The following is an 8,581-nucleotide window of genomic DNA, read 5'->3' on the forward strand; positions in this document are numbered from 1 at the left end:
CCCGAAGACCACACACAAGAAGATCAAGGAGTGATCCATGGGATCCGTACGCGTCGCCATCGTCGGCGTCGGTAACTGCGCGAGCTCGCTCGTGCAGGGCGTCGAGTACTACAAGGAAGCCGACGCCACCACCACCGTCCCCGGCCTGATGCACGTCAAGTTCGGCGAGTACCACGTCGGTGACGTCGAGTTCGTCGCCGCGTTCGACGTCGACGACAAGAAGGTCGGCAAGGACCTCGCCGAGGCGATCAACGCCAGCGAGAACAACACGATCAAGATCTGCGACGTCCCGACGACCGGGGTCACCGTCCAGCGCGGCCACACCCTCGACGGGCTCGGCAAGTACTACCTCCAGACGATCGACGAGTCGGCCGCCGAGCCGGTCGACGTCGTCCAGGCGCTCAAGGACGCCCAGGCGGACGTGCTCGTCTCCTACCTGCCGGTGGGCTCCGAGGAGGCGGACAAGTTCTACGCGCAGTGCGCCATCGACGCGGGCGTCGCCTTCGTCAACGCGCTGCCCGTCTTCATCGCCAGCGACCCGGAGTGGGCCGCGAAGTTCGAGGCGGCCGGCGTGCCGATCATCGGCGACGACATCAAGAGCCAGGTCGGCGCGACGATCACCCACCGCGTCATGGCCAAGCTCTTCGAGGACCGCGGCGTCGCCCTCGACCGGACGTTCCAGCTCAACGTCGGCGGCAACATGGACTTCAAGAACATGCTCGAGCGCGAGCGTCTCGAGTCCAAGAAGGTCTCCAAGACCCAGGCCGTCACGTCCAACCTGCACGGCTCGCTCGCCGGCAAGAAGGACGACCGCAACGTCCACATCGGCCCGTCGGACTACGTCGCGTGGCTCGACGACCGCAAGTGGGCCTACGTGCGGCTCGAGGGCCGCGCCTTCGGTGACGTGCCGCTGAACCTCGAGTACAAGCTCGAGGTGTGGGACTCGCCTAACTCCGCCGGCATCATCATCGACGCCATCCGCGCCGCGAAGATCGCCAAGGACCGCGGCATCGGCGGCGCCCTGCTGTCCGCCTCGTCCTACCTGATGAAGTCCCCGCCCGAGCAGCGCGAGGACACCGAGGGGCGCGCCCGCCTCGAGGCGTTCATCCGGGGCGAGGAGTCCCGCTGACGCTCAGGCGCTCACGCTCCGGCGTTCGTATGCCGCTGGGCCCGCTTCCCTTGGGAGGCGGGCCCTTCGCGTTGCTGGCGTGGCGTGGCGAGCCCGGGGGCTGGGGCGAGCCGGCGACAGGGGCGAGCCGGCGGCAGGGGCGAGCCGAGCCGAGCGGGACCGTGCCGGCCGGCGGGAGCACGGTGAGCGGCATACGGGGAAATGCGTAGCAACGACGAGAGGCCAGTCGCTCGGTCCGCTGGGAGGGTGCGGACTCGAGGACTGGCCTCTGGTCGTGCGGCCGGTCAGGCGCTGGCGCCCGCCGAGGCCTGGCGCTGGGCCTCGGCGTTGGTCTTGCACTTCTTGCCCATCGCGTCGAGCTTGTCGCCCGCATGGGAGACGACCTGGCGCTGCGAGCTCCAGTCGGAGTGGAACCGGTCGGCGTCGTGGCCGCCCCAGTTGCTCTTGATCGTGTTGACCGCGCTCGTGACCGCCTCGACGATGCCGTCGATCTCGCCCTTGTAGGCGACGAGCTTGTCACCGGAGGCCGAGACCGCCTCGGCGTTCATGCCCTTCTTGTAAACCGCCATGATGTAACCCCTTCGAAAAGCGTGCTGCCGGAAAGCTGCTGGTTGCTGGGACGCGTCGCGATCAGTACTGCGACGACGTGCTGCGCTGCTGCTGGACCTCGCGGTCGATCGTCAGCTTCATGTCCTCGAGCAGCTTCTTCGCCTTCTGCAGCTCGGGGCGGTGCGTGCCGGTCCACTCCTGCTCGAACTGCCGCGAGTCCTCACCCTGCCAGTTGGCCTTGAGGGACTCGACCTCCTGGTCGACCTTGCCGATCAGCTGTTGGATCGCTTCTGCCTGCTGGTGCAGGACGTTGCCCTGCGCGTGGACCTCGTCGTCGTTCATGCCGAGCCAAGCCATGACCTTCTCCTTGCCTAGTTCTCCCCCGACTGGATCGGGACGTGTTCCGGACCAACCTCGTGAAGGCCTGTCCCCTGAGTGCCTTGCGGCGACATGGATGAATCTAGGAGAGGCGGACGGGGGTGTCGATGGGGAGGACTCCCCACCGCTCTCAGTGTCTGGAGGCACTGTCGGTGGTCGCTTGTAGGTTCAACTCATGAGCACAGCAGCCACGATCGGGAGCACGCGCCGCGCAGTCGGCCTGGCTGCTCTCGCGGTGGCTGAGGTGTCGGACGAGGCCCGGGTGGACCTCCCCGGGCTGCCGGCACGGCTCGCGTCGATGGCGGCCGAGCTGCGCTTGATCGCCCGCAACTACCCACTGAGTGGCATGGGCTCGGCCGGCCTCGGCGACGCGATCGAGCAGGCGCAGGTGCTTCGCGAGATGGCCCACTCGTTGACGGCGGTGCTGGCCGGGGAGGTGGACCGACGCGGCATTGCCGAGGACCACGGTCTGTCCCGCAACGACTGGGTCACCGCGCATTCGCCCAACCTCGAGGGCGGCCAGTCCGCTGCCGTCACCGCGGTCGGGGCGGCGCTCGGCGAGGAGCGGTGGCGGGCGCTGGCCCACAAGGTCCGCGACGGATCGGCCAGTGTGGACAAGGCTGCCGTCATCGTCCGGTTCCACAACGACGTGTGCAAGGTCGCCGACCCGCTGCAGCTGCACGAGGTTGTCACCTCGATGGTCGATCACGTCGAGGACTTCAGCGTCAAGGAGCTGCGCCAGCTCGTCGCTCATGCACGAGCTGCGCTCCGGCCGCCCCAGCAGTCGGAGGACGACGCGGCCCGGATGCGGGCGGGTCGCGCCTTCACCAAGGTTGGTCACAGCGCGGGGATGACGGAGTACCGTCTGCGCCTCGACCCGGAGGGCGCCTCCATCGTCGACGCCGCGATCGACCCGCTCGCGAGGCCGCGACCCGATCTCGACTGGGACTCCTACCGGCAGCCGAGCGAGCGCACCACACCGTGTCCGCACGTCGAGGACCGCGACTGTGCCGGTCCGTGCACGTGCGACCCGAGCTGTGACTGCCGCGCCGACTGCTCCACCCCTCAGGCCAAGCGCGATCCGCGCCGTGCGCCGACCCGCCGCGCCGATGCGCTGCTCGAGTTGATCGGGCGCGCTGTCTCGGCTCCCGAGGGGGTGTCGCGCACGCCTCGCACCCAGCTCGTCATCACGATGAGCCTCGAGGCCCTGCTCGCCGCACTGCGTGACGCCGGCGGCACGGGCGTCGCCGACAACGGTGAGGTGCTGTCGGCGGGCAGCGTGCGGCGCCTGGCCTGCGAGGCGACGATCATCCCGGCCGTGCTCGGCGGGCCGTCGAAGGTGCTCGACCTCGGCTACACCGAGCGCTACTTCACGCCCGCTCAGCGGCGAGCGCTGACGATCCGTGACAAGGGGTGCAGCTATCCCGGCTGCACGATTCCCGCACAGTGGTGCGAGGCCCACCATGTCACCCACTGGTGCCACGGCGGACCCACGGACACCTCGAACGGCGCCCTCCTCTGCGGACGCCACCACACGATCGTGCACCAGCTCGAGCTCACAGCCACGGTGACGAGCTTCGGGGTCACCTGGCACCTGCCCGCCCAGCACCGATAGCGCCCCGGCCCCGTCCCCCGCCGCGCCGGCGGGGGACCGAGGCCATGCCCTGCCCCTCCCCGAGCCCCCCGGCGAGAGGCCACGACCCGTCGAGAGGCCACGAACCGTCGAGGGGCCAGAACCCGTCGGGTCGGCCCCCAACCGGAGGCCAGACCTGTCGAGAGGCCAGAACTTGTCGGGGGAGTCCGTCAGGAGCAGGAGAACCGGCTCGGGGCGGAGCCAGCGAGCCAGCGGAAGCGAGCTGAGCGGCATACGGCATGGCGGGTAGCCGGGCCCCTCGCAGACCGGGCCGTCACGGGAGGGCCACCTGGATCAGCTCGAACCGGCCCTTCTCCACGGCGAACCCGCGCCCTTCGGGCAGCTCGGCCCGGTTGAGGGCGGGCAGGTTCGTCTTGAAGACGGACAGTCCCTCGTTGCCGTCCGGGTGCAGGGCGAGACCGGACCGAGACGTCTTGAGCAGCGCCTGGAGGCCGAAGTTCGAGGAGAACCACGGCGCCTCGCCCTCGACGACGACGAGCTGGTCGTTGTCGATGCAGGCCTTGACCAGCGCCGTGAGGGCCGTCTCGGTGCCGGCGGCGGCGAGGTCGTCGATGCGCTCGATGAAGACGGCGACCGGGCGGTCGACCCGCCCGTCATCGAGGTCCTCGGCGAGCCGGTGCGCGAGCTTCGTGGTTGCCTCGCCGCCGACGGCCGTCTCGGCCCAAATGCCGAGGTCGAGCAGCTCGGAGGTGCGGCGCGGGGTCATCAGATGAAGGCCCGCCATCGAGCTGAACCGGTAGAGGCCGACCGCCGTGGCCGCGACCGCGGTGGTGCGCCCGCTGCCGGACGGCCCGGTGATGACGAAGGTGCCCTTGGGCTCGTAGCCGTACGGCTCGAGCGTCGACGAGGCAAGCCCGAGCACCGGCCGGCCACCGGTCTCGGTCGGGAGGTCGGCGACGGGGATCACCTCGGCGAGGCTCTCGATCGGCGGCGCCGCGGGGACACCGGCCTTGCGGGTCGCCTCCGCGAACGCCTGCATGGCGCGCGCCTGGACCGTCACGTCGGAGGACCCGCCGAGGACCGCCACCTGGACCTCCGAGCCGTTCATCAGGCCACGCCCGGCCGGGGAGCCCATGGTCAGCACGTCGGCAGGCACCCCGAAGACGCCGTAGTCGTCGACGCTCGACATGCGCAGGATGATCCGCCCCTGGACGGCTGCGGCGAGGTTCGTCGGCAGGCCGGTCCGCTGGTCGGAGCCGATGATGAAGTGGACCCCGACAGGACGCCCGTCGGCGGCGAGTCCCGCCAGCATGTCGAGCCACTGGAAGCGGCCGCCGACCTCGTAGGCCTGCCGGAACGCGGTCATCCCGTCGATGAGTACGAGCAGGCGCGGCTCGTCGGGGCGTCCGGCGAGCCGGCGGTAGTCGGTGATCGTCCCCGCGCTGACGGCCGAGTAGCGCGCCGCGCGCTCGTCGATCGTCGTGCGCAGCATCCGGAGCAGGCGGGTGACCCGCTCGTGATCGCCGCCCGGGACGATCGAGCCGACGTGCGGCAGGGTCTCGAGCATGGCCAGGCCCCGGTTGCCGAAGTCGAGGCCGTACACCTGGCACGGGCCGCCGCGCACCGTGTAGCCGGCGGCGACGGCGATCGTGCGCAGGAACACCGACTTGCCGGAGCCGGAGGCGCCGTAGACGGCGAGGTTGCCCTCCTTGTCCGGTCGGAAGGCAACCTCGGGCTGCGCCTGGTTGTCCGGGTCATCGGCGACGCCGAACACGAGCAGATCGTCGCGGCGGTCGGTCGGCAGGGTCGCGAGGTCATAGACCGCCCGCATGTCGGGCAGCCAGGGCTTGCGGGGCTTCGGCAGCTGCGCCGCCTGCGAGGCGCGGCCGATGGTCGTGACGAGCCGCTGGATGTCGGTCGGACCGAGATCGGCCTCCTCCCGTTCGGCGGACTCGTCCTGCGGTGGCTCCCACTCGACCCCGGGGCCGAAGGTGAGCGTCTCGACCTTCATGTCGGGCGGCGGCGGCACGTCGGACGTCCAGCCACCGGCGTAGCCGGTCTGGAACGGCACGAGGCGACCGGGACCCGTCTTGGACATCGCCCGACCGGGCAGGGCGGGGTCGAAGTAGGCCGCCTCCTTGCCACCGAGCACGTCCTCCGAGTCGTTCTCGTCGGCCATCCGCAGGGCGAGGCGCAGGTTGGTGTTGGCCCGGAGGTTGTCCTTGATGACACCGGCGGGGCGCTGCGTGGCCAGGATGAGGTGAAGACCGAGCGACCGGCCCCGCTGAGCGACGTTGACGACGCCGTCGACGAACTCGGGGACCTCCTGGACGAGCGCGGCGAACTCGTCGACGACGATGATGAGCGCCGGCGGCGCCTCGACCTCACCGCGCCGCTCGAGCTCGACGAGGTCCTTCGCCTTGTACCGGGCCAGCAAGTGCTCGCGATAACGCAGCTCCGCGGACAGCGACGCGAGGGCGCGCCGCACCAGGTGCGGCGACAGGTCGGTGACGAGGCCGACAGTATGCGGCAGCTTGACGCAGTCGCGGAAGGCCGAGCCGCCCTTGTAGTCGACGAGCAGGAAGGTCACTCGCTGCGGCGAGTGGGCCGCGGCCATGCCGAGGATCCAGGCCTGGAGCAGCTCTGACTTGCCGGCGCCCGTCGTGCCGCCGACGAGGGCGTGCGGACCGTCGGTGCGCAGGTCGACCGAGTAGGTGCCCTGGCTGGACTGGCCGATGACGCCGCGCAGGCTGCCGGCCTTGCGCGGCAGGACGGCCGGCGCCCGGGGGCCGGTGAGGATCGAACGCGACTCGGTCCACCGCTCCAGAACGGCGTCCTCCGAGGTCGCGAGCTCCGTGCCCATCAGCGTCACCAGGGAGACGGCCCGCGGCAGGTCGCTGGAGTCGTCGACGGGCACGCCCGAGTCGACGACGGGCGCGAGCTGGCGGGCCGCCGCCATGGCCTCCTCCTGGGAGACCCGGTCGACAGCGACCGGCTGCACCGACTCGCCCTCGTGGACGTAGCCCACGTGTGACGTGGCGTCGTTCGCGACGACGAGGAAGGTCTGGCAGGCGGACGGGAGCAGCTCCTGCGCCTCGGCCACCCACAGCACGATGACGCCCGCACGGGCACCGCGCTCGGCGATGGAGACGAGGCGGCTGCGGTCGATCGGCGCGTCGCTCTCGACGAGGACGAGCACTGTCGGCCCGGGCTGCGTGCCGCCCGCGCCGGGGCCCCGGGGCGACCCCGCCGAACCTGCCGACCCGGTCGAACCGGTCGAACCCCCGCCGACAGCGGTGCCGCCGGCGCCGATGAGGTCCTCGAGGGCGTCGGCGAGGGCAGAGCAGCCCGGCTGGGACGCGGCGAGATGCGCAGCCGCAATGGGGCTGTGCGGCGAGCTCGTGTGGGGCAGCCACTTGAGGAAGTCCCACTCGCGCGACGTGCCACCCGAGGCGAAGGCCGTCACGACGAGCTCCGCCGGCGAGTGGAGGGCGACGGCCTGCATGACGAGGGAGCGCGCCGCTCCGAGGGCGTTGGCCCGGGGTCCGCAGACGCCGATCGCGCCCGTCTCCAGCGGCGCAGCGGCGACGGGGACATCGGGCACGACCTCGAGTCCGCCGAGCTCCTCGGAGACGGCGAGCCAGGCCTCGGCCTTGGACCGGCCGACGGAGGGCATCTTGATCGTCGAACGGGACGGCATGGTGCCGGTGCCGAGGCGCAGCTCGGCGTAGCCGTCGGCGTCGCGGCGCCGGGTCCACAGGAGCGCACTCCGGTCCCGGATCGCGGTGAGGCACTCGGCCGAGCTCGGGTGCTCGGCGCGCCGGGTCTCCCCTTCGAGCAGCAGCCGCGACTGCATCCGGTCCGACAGCAGGCTGAGGTCGTCGCGGAAATCGGCCATCGCCTCCGCATAGTCCTTGCGCTGCTGCCGGCGAGCCTCGTAGTAGGTGCCGGCCATCATCAGCGGCATCATCAGCATGAAGACGATGGAGTACGGACTCTGGGTCATCGCGAAGATGACCACGCCCATGAGGAGCGGCACGACCATCGCGACGATCGGCATCGGGTTGGACCGCCCGCGGTCGGGCAGCTCGGGGACCTGGAACTCCTCCCCGGCGTAGCGTGGCGCAACGCGCGGCGACCGGGAGAACGACACCGTCCCGCTCTCCCCGGACAGCACCCCGCTGCCCGGCCGGGTCGCCCCGTCCGCGCCGTGGAGGAAGACCTCGAGCTCGGTGTCGCCGAGCTGGATGACGTCACCGGGCCGCAGCTGTGTTCGCGAAACTTGTTGTCCCCCAGCGGTGATGCCGTTCGCGGACCCGAGGTCGACGACCTCGATGACCTCCTGGATGACGAGCTTCGCGTGGCGGCGCGAGACCGACTCGTCGCTGAGGTGGATCTCGCAGCCGCGGCCCCGACCGATATAGGCGGTGCCGCGCGCCAGCTGGAACTCGCGTCCGGCATCAGGGCCGCTGCGGATCCTGGCGACAGCCGCGGGGCGGCCGCGGTCGACGAAGCCCTCCCCCGCGCGGGTGACGGTGACGCGGTCGCCCGACGTGAGGCCGCTCTCGGCCACGGTGGCCCGCGGGTCGAGGCCGCGCATGTCCTGGTCGACGAGGGCGAGGGTCATCGCCTGGTCGCTGCCGAGGACGGTGGACCGGTGGGGGTCCGCCTTGGCAAGGTAGCCAGCCAGATCCCCGACCGTCGTCGCCGAGTCGGTCGTCGCGACGAGATCCGTCTCCCGGTCACCCGTCCGCAGGACGAACTTCAGCTTCACGTGTCGCCCCTTCTCGATTTCTTCGTATGCCGCCCAGCTCGGGTCCGCTCGCTGCGCCGGCTCGCGCTGCCGCTCGTCGGAAGTTGGCCCTTCGACGGGCTGTGGCCACTCGTTGGGTTGTGGCCACTCGTCGGTTTGTGGCCCTTCGACGGTTTGT

The 8,581-nt window shown here is 71.0% G+C and carries 5 protein-coding genes; 2 read left to right on the forward strand and 3 right to left on the reverse strand.

The genetic code is table 11. The features are described from left to right. The first annotated feature begins 37 nt into the window (after positions 1 to 37). On the forward strand, positions 38 to 1,129 hold the full coding sequence (locus N864_RS16095) for an inositol-3-phosphate synthase (protein ID WP_034719072.1): 1,092 nt from the start codon (positions 38 to 40) through the stop codon (positions 1,127 to 1,129). Between the two features lie 284 nt (positions 1,130 to 1,413). On the opposite strand, the gene N864_RS16100 is transcribed toward N864_RS16095, so the two are convergent. Further along, positions 1,414 to 1,698, reverse strand: a complete 285-nt coding sequence (locus N864_RS16100; protein WP_034719074.1) for a WXG100 family type VII secretion target — start codon at positions 1,696 to 1,698, stop codon at positions 1,414 to 1,416. 61 nt (positions 1,699 to 1,759) lie between these two features. Then, complete coding sequence (locus N864_RS16105) at positions 1,760 to 2,035, reverse strand: WXG100 family type VII secretion target (RefSeq protein ID WP_034719076.1); 276 nt, start codon at positions 2,033 to 2,035, stop codon at positions 1,760 to 1,762. A 196-nt stretch (positions 2,036 to 2,231) separates the two neighbouring features. Between N864_RS16105 and N864_RS16110 the strand changes: the two genes are divergently transcribed. Continuing rightward, positions 2,232 to 3,671: an HNH endonuclease signature motif containing protein gene (locus tag N864_RS16110; RefSeq protein WP_051518694.1), complete on the forward strand. Its 1,440-nt coding sequence runs from the start codon at positions 2,232 to 2,234 to the stop codon at positions 3,669 to 3,671. 292 nt (positions 3,672 to 3,963) lie between these two features. Here the strand turns inward: N864_RS16110 and N864_RS16115 are convergent, their stop codons facing one another. After that, on the reverse strand, positions 3,964 to 8,424 hold the full coding sequence (locus N864_RS16115; RefSeq protein ID WP_034719078.1) for an FtsK/SpoIIIE domain-containing protein: 4,461 nt from the start codon (positions 8,422 to 8,424) through the stop codon (positions 3,964 to 3,966). Between the last annotated feature and the right edge of the window lie 157 nt (positions 8,425 to 8,581).

Source organism: Intrasporangium chromatireducens Q5-1, from assembly GCF_000576575.1.
Lineage (GTDB): Bacteria > Actinomycetota > Actinomycetes > Actinomycetales > Dermatophilaceae > Intrasporangium_A > Intrasporangium_A chromatireducens.

Excerpts from the sequence above, each read along its gene's own strand:
- N864_RS16100 (WP_034719074.1), bottom strand. The coding sequence starts at position 1,698 with ATGGCGGTTTACAAGAAGGGCATGAACGCCGAGGCGGTCTCGGCCTCC.
- N864_RS16105 (WP_034719076.1), bottom strand. The coding sequence starts at position 2,035 with ATGGCTTGGCTCGGCATGAACGACGACGAGGTCCACGCGCAGGGCAAC.
- N864_RS16095 (WP_034719072.1), top strand. The coding sequence starts at position 38 with ATGGGATCCGTACGCGTCGCCATCGTCGGCGTCGGTAACTGCGCGAGC.
- N864_RS16110 (WP_051518694.1), top strand. The coding sequence starts at position 2,232 with ATGAGCACAGCAGCCACGATCGGGAGCACGCGCCGCGCAGTCGGCCTG.